The following is a 13,244-nucleotide window of genomic DNA, read 5'->3' on the forward strand; positions in this document are numbered from 1 at the left end:
CCACGGTGCGATGCGGCCGTCCCCTCCGGTGACGGTCAGCCCTTGCCGCTGGCGCGGAACGCGACCCAGGCGTCGCTCATCCGGTCGGCCTGCCCCGGGGTGAACATGTTCATGCAGGAGTCCTGCGTGTAGTCCATGAAGTTGTGGATCGGGTCGAGCCCCGGCGCGGTGCAGGTGTCCGCACCGACCGGGCAGTTGAACTGCGGCGCTGCCTCACGCGGGGTGTCGGCGACGAAGTCGCCGGAGGCGGAGCAGCCGTGGGCGAACGTGTGCTCCAGCATCAGCCAGTGCCCCACCTCGTGGGTGAGCGTGTCGCCGAGCGCGTACTTGCCGGCCGTGCCGCCCGGCATCGACTCGTCGAGCATCACGACGCCGTCGATGTAGTCCCGGCCGTTGTTGTAGCCCTTCGGGAAGTACGCCCAGCCGAGCAGCCCGCCGCCGATGTTCGCCGCGTAGACGTTGAGCGTGCGGGAGTCACCGGTGTAGAGCGCCTTCTTCATGTCCCGTTCGTTCTTGCCCGGCACCACCGTGTACCAGGCGCTGTTCACGGTCCAGGTGGTGTCGACGAGCGAGAAGCGGAACGGCGTGTCGGAGGCGTCGGCGGCGGTACGGCCCGCGTACGAGTCGTTGAGCACGGTCATCTGCGCCGCGATCAGCGTGTTCCACCGGGCCTTCTCGGCCGCGCTCAACTCGTGGTCGGAAACCATGTGGAAGATCGTCGGCACGTTGACGCTGCCGTTGGCCAGACGCGGCACGTCCTTGATCACGCCGTACGCCTTGGCCTCGTTCTCCGAGTAGAGCTGCGGCTCCTGGGCGGTGGCCCCTTCGCGTACCCGGGCGGCACTGTGCGTGTCCGCGCCGGGCTGGCAGGTCGCCGCCGGTGCGGCGGAGGCCGTGGCCTGCGCCCCGCCGGTCAGGAACGTGGCGGCGGCCATGGCGAGCACCGCAAGGTGGACTGTCGGTTTCCTGTGCATCGCTGCACCTTTCGAGAGGCAAGAAAGGAACACGGAACCGACGCGGGGTCGTCAAAGCTGCGGATCGATGACGTCGTCGTCCCGACATGAGAACACGTCAGCGGTGTCCGCAACAGCCCTCGACGGGGCCGGCCGCCCAGGTCAGCTTTCGCAGCAGTTCCTGGAGCCCGTCGCAGCGCTCTTGATCTGGGCACCGAGGAGATCTTGGTATGAATCGGCCCCTGGAGGGGCCATTTCGCACCAAGATCTCGCGTGCTGCGGCCCTCAACGCGCCAGAGACGCACTCCACCCTCACGCGATATGACTCTCAGTCATTATTATGACCCTGTGTCATATCGCTCGCCTTGGTGATGCCCGGATCTCGTCGCCTAACGGGGAGACCGACACCAGTTCGCCGAAGTGGTGCCATCCCGGTGGCACGATGCCGCCACTTCACCGAACTGGCGACGCCACCGCTCACCGGCCGGCGGATTCGGCGACGAAGACGCCTCGGCCGGGGCGACCCACCAACACGCCCCGCTCCCGCAACCTCGCCACCGCACGGCTGATCGTGGACTGCGAGACGTCGTAGTCGTCCGCCAACTTCCGCCCGGAGGGAAGCTGGGAACCCGGCGGATAGGTGCCGTCCTTGATCTTCTTCGACAGGTCGGCGAGCAGTTCATCCATGGTGGGCGGGATAGGCACGTCGGGCCCCTTGCAGTCGGTTGGCCCGCCCAGTATCGATCACGTTTTTCGACAGAGGCAACACATGTAGCACGGGTGACATAGGTGGGTAGGTGACTCGGCGACGTTCTTGACATAGGTGGTTCGGTGTCGATACCGTCGCTCTCGGTGATGCGGTGCTGTGCGGTCGGTTGGCACCTCTCGTACCGGCCCGCATCGCCCGGGACGTCAACACGCAACGCGCTCCCCTGGGCGCGAACTCCTCCGAAGGGCGGTCACCTCGTGCGCAACCCGTTCCGCCGGCAGGCCCGCCGGCCCGACGAACCCCCACCGCCGTACCGTTCCCCGCTGCACCCCTCGCAGGTGCGGGAACGCTGCTTCACCGTGCGTCGACGCGGCCTCGACCCGGCCGAGATCCGCGCCTTCCTGCACCGCGTCGCCGACGAACTGGCCGTCGCGCAGGCCACGGTGGTCGCGTTGCGGCAGGAGAACGTACGCGTCACCAACGCGCTCCGCGCCCAGTCGGCGCAGCACCGCTACCGATGACCGCGCGTTGGGTGATCCACCTGCCGGTGACCGCGCCGGACCTGCACCGGGCGCGCATCTTCGCCCGCACCGCCGCCCGGGTGCTGGCCCAGCTCAGCGCTCGGGTGGAGCCGGGCGGGGTCACCGTGTCGGCCGAGGACGCGCAGTGCGTACACCATTGGGTCTTCTGTGACCGGCCGCTGCCGGACGGCGGTGGCCGGTGCGCGTTGCCGGTGGATCACGCGTCGGCGTGCGCCCGCCGTGCGCCCTGGCCCCGGGGGCGGTGACCGACCCACGCCGACCGGGAGCGCGCGTCCCGGTCAGAGGCGGCGGGTGTGGGGTGGGGCGGGACGGCTGGGGTTGGCGTGGATGAGCACCGTCGCGCCGGCGGCGAGCGGGGCCAGCAGCCACTTCAGGGGTTGCTCGTGTGCGGCCGGGTCGACCAGCAACCGGTCACCGGCGCGCAGGTCGAGTTGCTCGGCGACCTCCGCGGCCAGCCGACGCCACGCGCCGAAGCTGGTGCCGTCCGGGGTGGCCGGGTCGGCCGGGTCCACGGCGGTGTAGTCCGGCGGGTCGGCGGGGTGCCGCAGCACCTCGGCGGACCAGTCCAGCCAGCCCGCCGGCACCTCGCCCGACCCGCCGACGCCCGACCCGAGCGCGCCGGGGCCGGTGCCGACCAGATAGCGGTGCGTGCCGTCGGGCACGTCCTCCAGCCAGTCGTCGAGCCGTTCCGGGGTAACGAACACCGCGTCGTACGGCCGGTCCGCGCCCGGTTCGAGCACCGGCAGGCCGGCCAGCGCGCGGGGCCGGAAGGAGACCGTCAACCCGACCGACCAGGCGCCGAGCAGCACCGCCGCGGTACGCCAGTGCGGCGGCAGCAGCACGGCCACGCGGTCACCGGGGCGCAGCCCGCAGCCGTCGCGCAGCAGCCCGGCGGTGCGGGCCGCCCACTCCCCCAACTGCGGACCGGTCAGGTCGGTGCGCTCGCCGGTGGCATCGTCGAGGTAGCTGAGCAGCGGCTCGTCGGTCGCCACGGCGGCGGGTACGGGTGCGGGCATCGGCTGGGCTCCTCCCTGGCGGTCAGCTCACCCTAGCCGGACGATCCGATCGGGCGACATCGTCGTCGCGCGCCGGCCGTCGACTTTGGTCGCGGGTCCCCTCGCCCGACGGCCGTATCGGCGGGCCGGGCCGACGCGGCACGGTGCACCCATGACAACCGAGCCTCCACGCCGGCTACTCGCGCCGGCCGTCGCGTTGCTGCTGCTCGCGCCCTGGACCGCCGAGTGCGCCTGGGGCGGCTTCACGCTCGCCGGTATGCCGTTCGTCGTGGTCGTGCTCGCCCCGATGTACGGCGGGGCGGCGCTGCTGATCCGGGAGACGACTCGACGGCTCGGGTTGGGCTGGCCGGGGATCGTCCTGCTCGCCGCCGCCTTCGGCGTGGTCCAGGCCGGCTTGGTCGACCAGTCGCTGTTCAACGCCGGGTACCTCGACGACACCCAGTTCGCCGACACCCGCGACGCCGCCGAGTCGACGCTGGTGCCCGGTCTCGGGTTCAGCGCCCGGCAGGCGGTCGACTACGTGGGCAACCATGTGGCGTTGACCATCTGCGCGTCGATCGCGCTGGTCGAGTCGTACCTCGGTGCGGGCCGCCGGTCGCGGCCCTGGCTGGGCCGTCCGGGGCTGGTCGTGGTCGCGTCGCTCTGGCTCGCCGGCAGCCTGCTGGTCTTCGCCGACGACGGCGGCCGGAAGGGCTTCCTGGCCACGCCGGTCCAGCTCGCGTTCGCCACCGGGGTCACGCTGGCCCTGATCGCCGCCGCCCTGCTGCGCGCCCGGCGACCCGCCGACCGGTCCCGCGCGGCCGGCTTCGAGCAGGAGCAGACCGCCCGCTCCGCGCCACCTCCGGTCTGGGCGGGGCTGGCGGTGGCGGTCGCCTACGTCGGTGCCGGCCTGCTGCCCGGCTGGCCCGGGATCGGGGTCGCGCTCGCGCTCGCGGCGGTCACCGCCGTCCTGCTCACGCGCTGGTCCCGGCGAGCCGGGTGGGGGCGACGACATGTGCTCGCCGCCGGCTCGGCCACCGTGCTCGTCGCCGCCGCGTTCGCGTACGACGTGCCGACCTACGCCCCGTCGAGCCCGGCGGCGGACCTGGTGGGCGACGTGGCGATCAGCGTCATCGTGCTGCTCCTGGTCGGCGGCGCGTGGTGGCGGGTCAGCGGGCGGGCAACTCGGGACCGCCGTCGAGCAGCGGGGCCAGCAGATCACCCTGCTTCGCCACCCGCTTGAGCACCTCGTCGGCCGGGTACGGGCGGGTCGACGGCCGTTTCCCGGCCGCACCGGCCTCCACCTCGTCCCAGGTCAGCGGCGTGGACACGGCCGGCACCGCCTGGGCGCGCAGTGAGTACGGCGCCACCGTCGTCTTCGCCGCGTTGTTCTGGCTCCAGTCGATGAAGATCTTGCCGGGGCGCAGGTTCTTCGCCATCTTCGACACGATCAACTTCGGGTGCGCCTGCTCCAACTCCTGGGCGATCCGCTTGGCGTAACCGGAGACGACCTCGGCGTCCTGGGTGCCGGCGATCGGGCAGCAGAGCTGCATGCCCTTCTTGCCCGACGTCTTCGGGCAGGCCGTGACACCGTCGGCGGCCAGCCGGTCACGCATCAGCAACGCCACCTGGCAGCACTGCTTCAGCGACGCCGGGGTGCCCGGGTCGAGGTCGACGACCATCATGTCCGGGTGCGCGCCGATCCTCCACTGCGGCGTGTGCAGCTCCAACGCCGCCAGGTTCGCCAGCCAGACCAGCGTGGGCAGCTCGTCGCAGACCACGTAGTCGATGGTCTCCCGCCCCTTGCTCGACCCGGGGGCGGGCAGGTTCTCCGTGCGTACCCAACCGGGGGTCGCGGCGGGTGCGTTCTTCTCGAAGAACGAGCCGCCGTCGACGCCGTTGGGGAAGCGGATCCGGGTGAGCGCGCGGTCGCGCAGGTGCGGCAGCAGCACCGGGGCGATCCGGGTGTAGTAGTCGATCACCTCGCCCTTGGTGAAGCCGGCCTTCGGAAAGAGCACCTTGTCCAGGTTGGACAGGTCCAGCGAGCGCCCCTCGACCTCGACCTTGAACCGGTCAGCCGGCATCGGAGACCTCCTCGGGCGGCTTGTCCGGGCGCAGGCGCAGGATCCGCGGGAAGCGCAGCCGGCCGTCCGGTGTCCGCTGGCCGTACTTGACCTCCACCACGACCAGGGGTGTTACCCAGATCGCGCCCCTTGCATCCTCGCGCGGCACCCCGGCGGCGAACGGCGACGCGGCGGCGCGCAGCGGCTCCAACTCGCGCAGCAGCTCCCGCTCGATCGCCGCGCCGATGCCACCACCGACCCGCCCCCGGTAGACGAGCCGCCCGTCCGGCCCGGGCACGCCGACCAGCAGCCCGCCGACCCGGCGGGCGCCGGGGCGCCAACCGCCGACCACGAAGTCGCCGGTGACCTCCAGCTTGACCTTCACCCAGTCCGGCGAGCGCACCCCGGCGCGGTACACCGAGTCGACCCGCTTGGCCATCACCCCCTCCAACCCGTGCTCGCCGGCCGCCGCGTAGGTGGCCGGGCCGTCGGCGAAGACCGGCGGCACCGCCCACCGGGCGGCGCCGAGCCCGAGCGCCTCCAGCGCCGCCCGCCGCTCCCGCCAGGGCCGGGCGGTCAGGTCCTGGCCGTCGAGCCGCAACAGGTCGAAGATCATGTACGTGACGGGTACGGTCGCCGCGAGCCGGGCCGCCTTGGCCGGGTTGCGTACGTGCATCCGCTCGGCGAGCGCGGTGAACGACGGCTGCCCGTCGGTGAAGAGCACCACCTCGCCGTCGAGCAGCGCGTCGTCGACCTGCTCGGCCAGGTTGAGCAACTCGGGGTACGCGGTGGTGATCTCGACGCCCGAGCGGGCGTAGAAGTGCCGGTCGCCGCGGGAGATGTCGGCGAGCGCCCGGACCCCGTCCCACTTGAACTCGTACGCCCAGCCGGCACCGGCCGGGATCTGCCCGGTCGTCGCGAGCATCGGCTTCAACGGCGCGCCGGGCACCTCCTGACTGTAGTTGCACGCGGAAGGGCGTGCGTCCCGTTCGATCGTTTGCGATTCTGGTGGGAGCCGGGGAGAGGAGCGCGGGGATGCGGGCCATCTGGAAAGGGGCGGTGTCGTTCGGCCTGGTGTCGATCGGGGTGAAGGTCTACTCGGCCACCCAGGAGAAGGACATCCGGTTCCACCAGGTGCACCGCGAGGACGGCGGGCGCATCCGCTACAAGCGCACCTGCTCGGTCTGCGGCGAGGAGGTCACCTACGACGACATCGCCAAGGGGTACGACCTCGGCGGCGGCGAGATGGTCGTCCTGACCGACGAGGACTTCGCCGAGCTGCCGCTGAGCACCTCGCACGCGATCGACGTGCTGGAGTTCGTGCCGGCTGAGCAGGTCGACCCGATCCTCTACAACAAGGCCTACTTCCTGGAGCCGGAGGGCACCGCCACCAAGCCGTACGTGCTGTTGCGTGACGCGCTGTCCGACTCGGAGCGGGTGGCGATCGTCAAGGTGGCGCTGCGCCAGCGGGAGCAGTTGGCCACCCTGCGGGTCCGCGAGGGTGTGTTGCTGCTCAACACCATGCTCTGGCCGGACGAGGTCCGCCAGCCCGACTTCGGCTTCCTCGACGAGGACCTGAAAGTCCGCCCGCCGGAGCTGGCGATGGCCAGCTCGTTGATCGACTCGATGGCCGGCGAGTTCGAGCCGGACGCCTTCACCGACGACTACCGGACCGCGTTGCAGGAGGTCATCGACGCGAAGGTCGAGGGCCGCGAGGTGGTGCAGCCGGAGGAGGAAGAGGCCGCGCCGGCCGCCGCGGTGGACCTGATGGCCGCGTTGAAGGCGTCGGTCGAGCGGGCCCGGGCGGCCCGGGGCGAGGCCCCGTCTGGTGGCGGCGCCGAGCCGACCCCGATCTCGTCGGCCCGCTCGGCGAAGAAGACCGCCGCGAAGCAGACCGCCGCGAAGCAGACTCCTACCAAGCAGACCGCCGCCAAGCAGACTCCCGCCAAGAAGAAGGCCGCCGAGAAGGGCGCTGTCGGGACGACCGCCGCCGGGACGACCGCGAAGAAGGCGTCGGCGAAGAAGACCGCCGCGAAGAAGGCCGAGCCGGCGAAGAAGGCTCCCGCGAAGAAGGCCACCCCGAGGAAGAAGTCGGCCTGAGCGGTTGGCGGGGCCCCGCTCCGACTCGCGTCAGGCGGGACCCCGATCGTCAGCCGCGGCCGAGCTTCTCGGTGGGGGTGACGCGGACGATGACGCGCTCCTCGTCCGGCCGGTGCCCCGGGTAGGTGTCCTGGCCGAGATATTTCTTCGCCAGCCGGTCGATGTGCTCGTCGGCGCCCTCGGTGACGAACTCGACGGTGCCCTTCACCCAGAGCGTGCGGAAGTCGTCGGCCTTGTCCACCACCGAGATCGCGACCACCGGGTTGCGCTCCATGTTGACGTACTTCTGCCGGCCCTTCGCCGTGTTGAACAGGATGTGTCCACCGTCGGTGTCCACCCAGACCGGGGTGACGTGCGGGGTGCCGTCGGCTTCGGTCGTGGCCACGTGCGCGAGCTGCGGCTCGTCGAGCAGGGCCAGGTCTTCTTCGGTGAGGATCGCCATGGTGCAGAAGGTACCCGCCCGGATGTCCGATCGACGCCCGGCTGTTAGGAAGGGGCCCCGCCTATACCAAATACGTTAAGAAGGGCCCCCGCCTTTCCTCACCAGGGGGGTGAGGGCGGGTACCGTTTGCGCGCACCCACCCACCTGCAGGGAGTCGACGTGAGCGAGCGAGTGGAGAACCGGTCGGAGGACCAGGCCGCCCCGGCCACCAAGGCAGGGCGGCGGCTGGCCGCCCAACTGGCCGAGAAGAAGGCCGCCGAGGCGCGGCGACGCCGGCAGTCGGTGCTGGGCGCAGCCGTCGGTGTGCTCGCCGTGGTGGCCCTGGTCGGCGGCCTCGTCTGGCTGAACAGCGGGGACGACGACAAGCCGGCCAACACGTCCGCCCCGGCCAGCCCGAGCGCCCCCGCCGAGCCCGCCGAGCCCTCCGCTCCGCCGGCTCCGGAGCTGCCCGCCGACCTCGACCCGGCGCTGAAGACCAAGCCGACCGTCCAGGCCGGCTCGGGCGAGCTGAAGAAGCTGACGGTCACCACCCTGGTCAAGGGGAAGGGCCCGGCGGTGAAGAAGGGCCAGGAGATCACCACCAACTACGTGGGGGTCACCTACAAGGACGGCAAGGAGTTCGACGCCTCCTGGCGCAACGGCCAGCCGGCCACCTTCCCGATCGGCGTCGGCCAGGTCATCAAGGGCTGGGACCAGGGCCTGGTCGGAGTGCCGGTGGGCAGCCGGGTGCAGCTGGACCTGCCGGCCGACCTGGGGTACGGCGAGAAGCCGCCGGCCGGTTACCCCGCCGGGGCGCTGCGCTTCGTGGTGGACGTGCTGGCGGCGAAGTAGGCGATCAGGCGCAGTTGGTCACAGCAGGGTTCCGCGCGCTCACCCAGCGGCAGTAGGTTCGAGGTCACCGCGGGCGTCCCCGCTCACGGTGACCTNGGTGATGTGGACGTACTTCGAGCCGGTCCACGCGGTGACCTACTTCCACCCGCGGGCCCGGGCCGCGTACGAGGCGGCCGGGCTGCGCGGCTACTGGCGGGGCTACTTCGCCGGCCGGGCCGCCCCCCTCGGGCCGGTCGACGCGCCGGCCGTGACCGCCGCGTTCTTCAGCTTCTCGCCCACCATGGTGGCCCGCGCGCTGCCCTCGGTGTGGCAGTTGGCCAGCCCGGCGGACGCGCTGCGCGCCCGGCTCACCGGCGCGGTGCAGGCGCTCGCCGAGTTCACCTACGAGCTGCCCGAGACCCATCTGGTCGAGGCAGCCGAGTTGCTGGAGGAGGCCGCCGGGCAGGTCGGCACGGCCGGCCGCGTGCTCGGCGCGGTCAACGCCGCGCTGCCCCGGGGCGAATATCCGCTGGCCCGGCTCTGGCAGGCCGCCACCACGCTGCGCGAACATCGCGGCGACGGGCATGTGGCGGCTCTGGTCACCACCGGGCTGGAGCCGGATGAGGTGGTCGCCTGGCGGTGCCGGGTCGACCAGTCCCGCGAGTTCCACCAGCGGGCCCGCGGCTGGACCGACGACGAGTGGACCGCGGCCGAGGAGCGGCTGGTCGAGAAGGGCTGGCTCACCCCCGACCGGGCGCCGACCGGACACGGCACCGCGACGTTCCGGGCCGCCGAGGAGGCCACCGACCGGGCCGCCCTGGGTCCGTGGCGGGCGCTCGGCGCGGAGCGTACCGAACGGCTGCGGGAGCTGCTCGAACCGATCTCGACGCGGTGCCGCACGATCATCCCGCCGCTGGCCCCGATCGGCCTGCCGGCGCAACGCTCGGCCGCCGTGACGCAGCCGGGCTGAGCCGGTCCGCCGCCCGTTGGGGCAGGATGGCGGCATGGTGGACGCGGTGCTCTTCGACCTGGACGGTGTGATCGTCGACTCGGAACCGGTCTGGGAGGAGGTCCGGCGGGCGTACGTGGCCGAGCACGGCGGCGTGTGGCAGCCCGACACGCAGCGCCGGCTGATGGGCATGAGCACCGGCGAGTGGGCCGCCTACCTGAGCGGCGAACTGGGCGTCGACCGGTCACCCGAGCAGGTCGCCGTCGAGGTGGTGGCCGAGATGACCCGGCGGTACGCGCAGCGCGTACCCGTGATCGACGACGCCGACGCGGTGGTGCGCCGCATCGGCGCGCGGTGGCCGCTGGGGCTGGCCAGTTCCTCCCCGACCCGGTTGATCGCGGCGGCGCTGGACGCGACGGGCCTGGCCGACACGTTCGGCGCCACGCTGTCGACCGAGGAGACCGCCCGGGGCAAGCCGGCGCCGGACGTGTGGCTGGCGGTGGCGGCCCGGCTCGGCGTCGACCCGACCCGGTGCGTGGCGGTGGAGGACTCGTCGAACGGGGTCCGTTCGGCGGCCGCCGCCGGGTGCCGGGTGGTGGCGGTGCCGCACGGGTCGTACCCGCTGGACCCGGACGCCGCATCGCTCGCGGCCGTGCTGCTCCCCGGGATCGACGCCCTCACCCCCGAGCTGGTCGAGACTCTCACCTGACCGGTTCCCTCCCCCGGTCCCCGGTAGCGTCGTTGTCGGGCAGCTGTTAAAAGGGGCCCCTTCCTCTACCGGAAGCGTTAATAAGGGGCCCCTCCTTACGTTTGGGGGTGCGATGAAGGCGATCGTGTACGAGCGCAGCGGGGATGCCTCGGTCCTGCGACTGGTGGAGCGGCCGGTGCCGGAGCCCGGCCCCGGCGAGGTGCTGGTGCGCATGGCCGTCTCCGGGGTGAACCCGACCGACTGGAAGGCCCGCGAGGCGTGGCCGGTGCCGGCCGGCGGGCAGATTCCGCACCAGGACGGCGCCGGGGTGGTCGAGGCGGTCGGCGAGGGCGTCGACCGGATCATGATCGGCGAGCGGGTCTGGATCTGGGAGGCCGCGTGGCAGCGTCCCTGGGGCACCGCCGCGGAGTACACCGTGGTCCCGGTCCGGCACGCGGTGTCGCTGGGCTCGGCCTCGTTCGACCTGGGTGCGGCGCTGGGCATCCCGTTCATGACCGCGCACCGCTGCCTGACCGCCGGTGAGTTCATGCCGGACAAGCTGCACGCCGGGGCGTTGAGCGACCATGTGGTGCTGGTGCAGGGTGGCGCGGGCGCGGTCGGCAACGCGGCGATCCAACTCGCCCGCTGGGCCGACGCCTGTGTGATCACCACGGTGAGCACGCCGGAGAAGGCGCAGCTCGCCGCCGCCGCCGGGGCGGACTTTGTGATCAACTACCGCGAGCAGGACGTGGTGGAGGAGGTCCGCAAGGTCGCGCCCGACGGGGTGCACACGATCGTCGAGGTCTCCGCCGCCCGCAACGCCGCCGCCGACGTGCGGATCCTGCGTACCGGTGGGGCGGTCTGCGTCTACGCCGACGACGGCGGCGACGAGGTGACGCTGCCGATCCGGCCGCTGATGGCCCCGAACGCGCGCTGGCAGTTCGTGCTGGTCTACACCGCGCCGAAGGTGGCGAAGGCGCAGGCGGTCACGGACATCGCGGCGGCGGTGGCGCAGGGCGCGATCCGGGTCGGCGAGGAGGCGGGTCTGCCGCTGCACCGTCATCCGCTGGCGGAGACCGCGGCGGCGCAGCAGGCGGTACGCGNACATCGGGACAGAGGCGAACAAGTTTCGCAACAATGGCGGTGCGGGTCACCCCGTGACGGACGGGCGGCCCCGGCGCGGTGCGAACGCCGGGGCCGCCCTCTGGGGAGGAGTGTCCGTTTCGCGGAACGTGTTCCTACCCGTGCAGGCGACGGTACGCCGGAAAGTGTTACAGCGCGGTCAGTTCCCGCACCTCGAGCACACCGTCCGCGTACCGCGAGCGCACCACCTTCTTGTCGAACTTGCCGACGCTGGTCTTCGGCACCGCGTCGACGAACGCCCACCGCTCCGGAAGCTGCCATCGGGCCACCGACGTGGACAGGAACTCCCGCAACTCCTCCGCGGTGACCGAGGCGCCCTCGCGGACCACCACGGTCGCCAGCGGGCGCTCGTCCCACCGCTCGTCCGGCACCCCCACCACGCACGCCTCCAGCACGGCCGGGTGCGCCATCAGCGCGTTCTCCAGCTCCACCGAGGAGATCCACTCCCCGCCCGACTTGATCACGTCCTTGGCGCGGTCGGTGAGCGTGATGTACCCGTCCGGGGAGAGCGTGCCGACGTCACCGGTACGCAGCCAGCCGTCCCGGAACTTCTCGGCGTCCGGCACGTCGTCGCCGACGTACCGGGCGGTCACCCACGGCCCGCGGACCTCCAGCTCGCCCACGGACGTCCCGTCGGCGGGCAGCGGCTCGCCCAGCGGGCCGACGATCCGCGCGGCCACCCCGGCCGGCACCCGGCCCTGGGTGTAGCGGTACCGCCAGGCGTCGTCGCCGGTCACGCCGGCCGGCGGGCGGGACACCGAGCCGAGCGGCGACATCTCGGTCATCCCCCAGGCGTGGATCACCTCGATGCCGTGCCGGTCGTGGAACGCGTGCATCAACGCCGGCGGGCAGGCCGAACCGCCGACGATGACCTCCTTCAGCGAGGAGGTGTCCACGTCGTGGCCGTCCAGGTAGGCCAGCAGGTCGGTCCAGATCGTCGGCACCGCCCCGGCCAGGGTGGGCCGCTCGGCGGCGATCATCGCGGCGATCGGCTCGGCCTGGAGGAACCGGTCCGGCATGATCAGCGAGGCGCCGGAGAGGAACGCCGCGTAGGGCAGGCCCCAGGACATGGCGTGGAACATCGGCACGATGGCCAGCTCGCGGTCGGTCGGGCCGAGGCCGAAGCCCTCCGGCATGCACACCTGGAGCGAGTGCAGGTAGATCGAGCGGTGGGAGTAGGCCACGCCCTTCGGGTTGCCGGTGGTGCCGGACGTGTAGCAGAGCGCCGCCGCGTCCCGCTCGTCCACCTCGGGCCAGTCGAAGACCTCCGGCCGGTCGGCGAGCAGGGCGTCCCAGTGGTGCACGGTGATCCGGTCACCGGCCGCCGCCACCAGCGGGGCCGGGTCGCCGCCGCCGACCACCACGACGTGGCGCACCGTGGTCAGCTCGCCGATCACCCGGGCCAGCAGCGGGATGAGCGTGGTGTCGACCAGCACCACCCGGTCCTGCGCGTGGTTGGCGATGTAGGTGACCTGGTCCGGGAAGAGCCGGAGGTTGAGCGTGTGCAGCACCGCGCCCATGCTCGGCACCGCGAAGTAGGCCACCAGGTGCTCGTTGTTGTTCCACATGAAGGTGGCAACCCGCTCGTCGCCGGTCACCCCGCACTCGTCGCGCAGCGCGTGGGCCAGCCGGGCGGCGGCGCGGCCCACCTCGGCGTACGTCATCCGGCGGGGTTCGGCGCCGGTCCAGGTGATCACCTCCGCCGCGCCGTGCACGGTGGCGCCGTGTTCGAGGATCCGGGAGACCTGGAGGGGGGCGTCCATCATCGTGCTACGCATGGGTGACAACGTAGTGTCGGCGTTCACACGAACGGAACCCCCGGAACGCCCGAGCCGACCCGATTAGCTGCG

The 13,244-nt window shown here is 72.2% G+C and carries 14 protein-coding genes and 1 pseudogene; 8 read left to right on the top strand and 7 right to left on the bottom strand.

Translation table 11 applies throughout. The annotated features are described in order from the left end of the window. Window positions 1-35 precede the first annotated feature (35 nt). Both B1205_RS04545 and B1205_RS04550 read right to left on the bottom strand, forming a co-directional pair. On the bottom strand, window positions 36-974 hold the full coding sequence (locus B1205_RS04545; RefSeq protein WP_089154477.1) for a zinc metalloprotease: 939 nt from the start codon (window positions 972-974) through the stop codon (window positions 36-38). 456 nt (window positions 975-1,430) lie between these two features. Continuing rightward, entirely contained in the window at window positions 1,431-1,640 is a 210-nt protein-coding gene (locus B1205_RS04550; protein ID WP_089154478.1) for a winged helix-turn-helix domain-containing protein, read from the bottom strand. A gap of 279 nt (window positions 1,641-1,919) precedes the next feature. Between B1205_RS04550 and B1205_RS04555 the strand changes: the two genes are divergently transcribed. Further along, window positions 1,920-2,183 (top strand): DivIVA domain-containing protein, encoded by a 264-nt coding sequence (locus B1205_RS04555; protein ID WP_254909719.1) that lies wholly within the window; start codon window positions 1,920-1,922, stop codon window positions 2,181-2,183. Further along, entirely contained in the window at window positions 2,180-2,449 is a 270-nt protein-coding gene (locus B1205_RS04560; protein ID WP_089154480.1) for a hypothetical protein, read from the top strand. Before B1205_RS04555 ends, B1205_RS04560 begins: the two co-directional genes overlap by 4 nt. Before the next feature lie 33 nt (window positions 2,450-2,482). Here the strand turns inward: B1205_RS04560 and B1205_RS04565 are convergent, their stop codons facing one another. Next, a complete protein-coding gene (locus tag B1205_RS04565; protein WP_089154481.1) occupies window positions 2,483-3,220 on the bottom strand; it encodes a TIGR03089 family protein in 738 nt (245 codons plus the stop codon). Window positions 3,221-3,371: 151 nt separating this feature from the next. On the opposite strand from B1205_RS04565, the gene B1205_RS04570 reads away from it, so the two are divergent. Then, window positions 3,372-4,442 (top strand): hypothetical protein, encoded by a 1,071-nt coding sequence (locus B1205_RS04570; RefSeq protein WP_089154482.1) that lies wholly within the window; start codon window positions 3,372-3,374, stop codon window positions 4,440-4,442. On the opposite strand, the gene ligD (B1205_RS04575) is transcribed toward B1205_RS04570, so the two are convergent. Both ligD (B1205_RS04575) and ligD (B1205_RS04580) read right to left on the bottom strand, forming a co-directional pair. After that, the gene (gene ligD, locus B1205_RS04575; protein ID WP_089154483.1) at window positions 4,369-5,283 is read right to left on the bottom strand and encodes a non-homologous end-joining DNA ligase; all 915 of its coding nucleotides are present in this window, start codon (window positions 5,281-5,283) and stop codon (window positions 4,369-4,371) included. The genes B1205_RS04570 and ligD (B1205_RS04575) overlap by 74 nt on opposite strands. Continuing rightward, window positions 5,273-6,211, bottom strand: coding sequence for a non-homologous end-joining DNA ligase (gene ligD, locus B1205_RS04580; protein WP_089154484.1), 939 nt, complete (start codon window positions 6,209-6,211; stop codon window positions 5,273-5,275). Before ligD (B1205_RS04580) ends, ligD (B1205_RS04575) begins: the two co-directional genes overlap by 11 nt. An 86-nt stretch (window positions 6,212-6,297) precedes the next feature. Here ligD (B1205_RS04580) and ku point away from each other — a divergent pair, with 86 nt between their 5' ends. Then, the gene (gene ku, locus B1205_RS04585; RefSeq protein ID WP_089154485.1) at window positions 6,298-7,362 is read left to right on the top strand and encodes a non-homologous end joining protein Ku; all 1,065 of its coding nucleotides are present in this window, start codon (window positions 6,298-6,300) and stop codon (window positions 7,360-7,362) included. A 49-nt stretch (window positions 7,363-7,411) separates the two neighbouring features. On the opposite strand, the gene B1205_RS04590 is transcribed toward ku, so the two are convergent. After that, window positions 7,412-7,804 (bottom strand): PPOX class F420-dependent oxidoreductase, encoded by a 393-nt coding sequence (locus tag B1205_RS04590; RefSeq protein WP_089154486.1) that lies wholly within the window; start codon window positions 7,802-7,804, stop codon window positions 7,412-7,414. A gap of 159 nt (window positions 7,805-7,963) precedes the next feature. Here B1205_RS04590 and B1205_RS04595 point away from each other — a divergent pair, with 159 nt between their 5' ends. The 4 genes and pseudogenes from B1205_RS04595 to B1205_RS04610 form a co-directional block, all read left to right on the top strand. Next, window positions 7,964-8,635 (top strand): FKBP-type peptidyl-prolyl cis-trans isomerase, encoded by a 672-nt coding sequence (locus tag B1205_RS04595; RefSeq protein WP_089154487.1) that lies wholly within the window; start codon window positions 7,964-7,966, stop codon window positions 8,633-8,635. A gap of 100 nt (window positions 8,636-8,735) precedes the next feature. Beyond that, window positions 8,736-9,584: an SCO6745 family protein gene (locus B1205_RS04600; RefSeq protein ID WP_089154923.1), complete on the top strand. Its 849-nt coding sequence runs from the start codon at window positions 8,736-8,738 to the stop codon at window positions 9,582-9,584. 34 nt (window positions 9,585-9,618) lie between these two features. Continuing rightward, the gene (locus tag B1205_RS04605) at window positions 9,619-10,272 is read left to right on the top strand and encodes an HAD family hydrolase (RefSeq protein ID WP_089154488.1); all 654 of its coding nucleotides are present in this window, start codon (window positions 9,619-9,621) and stop codon (window positions 10,270-10,272) included. A gap of 112 nt (window positions 10,273-10,384) precedes the next feature. Continuing rightward, window positions 10,385-11,362 (top strand): annotated as a pseudogene (locus tag B1205_RS04610) (NADPH:quinone reductase); the annotation flags it as partial. A gap of 160 nt (window positions 11,363-11,522) precedes the next feature. Here B1205_RS04610 and B1205_RS04615 read toward each other — a convergent pair. Then, the gene (locus B1205_RS04615) at window positions 11,523-13,157 is read right to left on the bottom strand and encodes a fatty acid--CoA ligase (protein ID WP_176308465.1); all 1,635 of its coding nucleotides are present in this window, start codon (window positions 13,155-13,157) and stop codon (window positions 11,523-11,525) included. Window positions 13,158-13,244 lie beyond the last annotated feature (87 nt).

It is taken from the genome of Micromonospora sp. NBS 11-29, from assembly GCF_002140155.1.
Taxonomy (GTDB): Bacteria; Actinomycetota; Actinomycetes; order Mycobacteriales; family Micromonosporaceae; genus Micromonospora.